This window comes from Porphyrobacter sp. TH134, from assembly GCF_002855495.1.
GTDB lineage: Bacteria > Pseudomonadota > Alphaproteobacteria > Sphingomonadales > Sphingomonadaceae > Erythrobacter.
In genome coordinates, this window is record NZ_PKRO01000090.1 from 1 (window position 1) to 2,326 (window position 2,326).

General features: G+C 54.6%; 2 protein-coding genes. Both read left to right on the top strand.

Going from position 1 to position 2,326, the window contains the following annotated elements; all coding sequences use genetic code 11:
* Nucleotides 1-252 precede the first annotated feature (252 nt).
* Nucleotides 253-687: a hypothetical protein gene (locus tag C0V72_RS15995; protein ID WP_143704648.1), complete on the top strand. Its 435-nt coding sequence runs from the start codon at nucleotides 253-255 to the stop codon at nucleotides 685-687.
* A gap of 50 nt (nucleotides 688-737) precedes the next feature.
* Nucleotides 738-1,631 carry a hypothetical protein gene (locus tag C0V72_RS16000; protein WP_101795120.1) on the top strand — a complete coding sequence of 298 codons (894 nt, stop codon included), beginning with the start codon at nucleotides 738-740 and terminating at the stop codon, nucleotides 1,629-1,631.
* Nucleotides 1,632-2,326 lie beyond the last annotated feature (695 nt).

Genomic DNA, 2,326 nt, shown 5'->3' on the forward strand with positions numbered 1-2,326 from the left:
CCCGGAAGACCATCCGCCGGGAAATCGATCAGGCCAAGGCGACACCTCGTAAAGCTGGATGTCGCCTTACGGCTCCTGTGAACTGTCCTTCAACAGGCGGGTCAGCGCGCCGTCATTCAAGGCTTTCTGTACAGGCACATTCTCAAGAATACCGGCGGCGAATATTATACACCGTTTTTCATCCGGTCTCCCGACAGCCATCGCTCCTACTGGCTGGTCCATCTGTCGAAGCATAGCCGGGCGCGAGACGAGATGGCCCAACTTCACTGGGTGCTGCAAAATACATTTGTTCATCCCGGTAAATCGGGCTTCAACGCCTTGGGATTTGATCCCTCCATCGATCACAATCAAACTAGGTTCGAGTTCGATTTCGGAACGAATGCGAGATCGGATTCCCTCAACGCCGCGATCGAGCAACTTCCACGTCTGTTTTATGACGATGCCGTTCAGCTAGGCGAACCAGTCACGATCGAGAGCCTGTTTACAGCGCGCTGCAATGAGACCCCACTCACAATGGGCTTGGTAGCGGAGGCGGTCACGCGTTTGCGGGACGACTTGCGCGAGGTCGAGGTATTCACCCCCGACGGCAAACCTCGACCGCGGGCCGTGAACCTGTCTCCCAAGGACATCGTTCGCGTTCCGGTCCAGACTTCATTTCTTCGATCGATTGGGGCGAGGAAAGACTGAGCGAACAAGTGCCTTACCGCCCGGGAACGAGGCGGACGCTTTCCCAGGTGATGTTAGATCTTCTGGAGAAGAGGTTCGGAGGCGGTTTCCCCAATGGCGCACGTGGCGAGCAGCTATTGATGGTCTCGGATTTCAGCGGAACGCATGCCGGGTCCGCGTTCACCAGCTATGCCTTTTTGTCGCTCGATATCGATCAGAATGCGATATGGCTGGCCGTCCAGCGAGAGTTTCGCCGGTCGGTGCTTCGCCGCCGACGCATGGCATATAAGAGCCTCAATGATCGAGCGCGACGGCTAGCCTTACCTCGTTTTCTGCAACTGGCCGACCAACTCAATGGGGCGTTGACCATCGTCGTCATACCTCGCGGGTTCGGTCCTCTGCTCGATGATGTCGGGCAAGACGCCGAAGAGGCGCTTCATCTCTGGAAGCCCAATGTCCACGAGCATCTTTTGCGCGTCACGCATCTTGGTGGCATGTTTGCAGCCTCCATGTCCCGCGAGGGGCAAGATGTAATGATCATTACCGATCAGGACGAAGTCGCCTCGAACGCGTCGCAGTTGACGCAACTGACAGAGCTCTTTTCGCGCGTCCTTGGAAACAGCTTGACCCACAACCTCGGACATATTCGCGTTGGCACAACCCAGAGTGATGACGGGACGCTAGCCCTTGAGGATCTTGCTGCCGTCGCCGACCTGGCTGCTGGCGCTATTTGCGAAATATTGAGTGCCATGGAAAAGTGCGGCTACAGACCTGGAAAAGGTATTATCTCGCTGATGCCACAAGTCGCCTCACCCAAGGCTCAACTGATCGGCCACTGGCTAGCCAGCAACCAAGCAAGTCTCCAACGGGCGATCGTACTGCTTGAAAAGCCGGACGGCGCCGGTGGATACAAAGCAGGTCTAGTCGAACTGCAGTCAATAACCAGAAATATATGGATACCATAGGTATTTTTATTGGCGTCTCGATTTCCGTCTCGCCCGCCCTCAATACCACCGGAGGCCGAGTTAGCGCCAGCGTTCGGGTCCTAACTTCAATACAGGGCCGGATTGTCCGGAATAGGCTTCATCCAGCTAATTTCGGACAGCCCCCATGTGGCCCATTGTCAGAAGCGGGCCGGTGACCAGTCGGGGAAGTGCTGAACGTCGGCACTGGGAAAAGCTACCGCTAGAGGCGCAATCTACGAACGGCGTATTCTGGGTCGGCAACAGCCGCTCAGGACGGCTTTATGGAATGACGACACCAGTGAGCTCAAACTTCTCCTCCCGTGCGGCTTTACCCGGGCCCGACCATTTTCGGCCTTTACGCTGTACAATTCGGGATTTCGTTTTCGAAAGCGGCTCAACCACATCGCATGAGGCAATCTGGATTGCAAAGAGACGAATCAGAATGTAACGAAACAGTATGAGCCTTGAAGAAATCAGGAGACAAACCACTCCAAAGATTTTTTATAGTGCCAAGCGTTGTGCCACCGAGAATAACCAAACCTGCATTGAAAAATAATTACAATTTATTACTTGTTATTATTGCTTTCTCTTCTGGGCACCATTAGACCTGTTGCGAAAGCCGGGCCAGTTTGATTTTTCTGGGACATCGAGTGAGGACAGGGGGGTGTCTTTTGATGCAAGGGATCAGAAGCCGG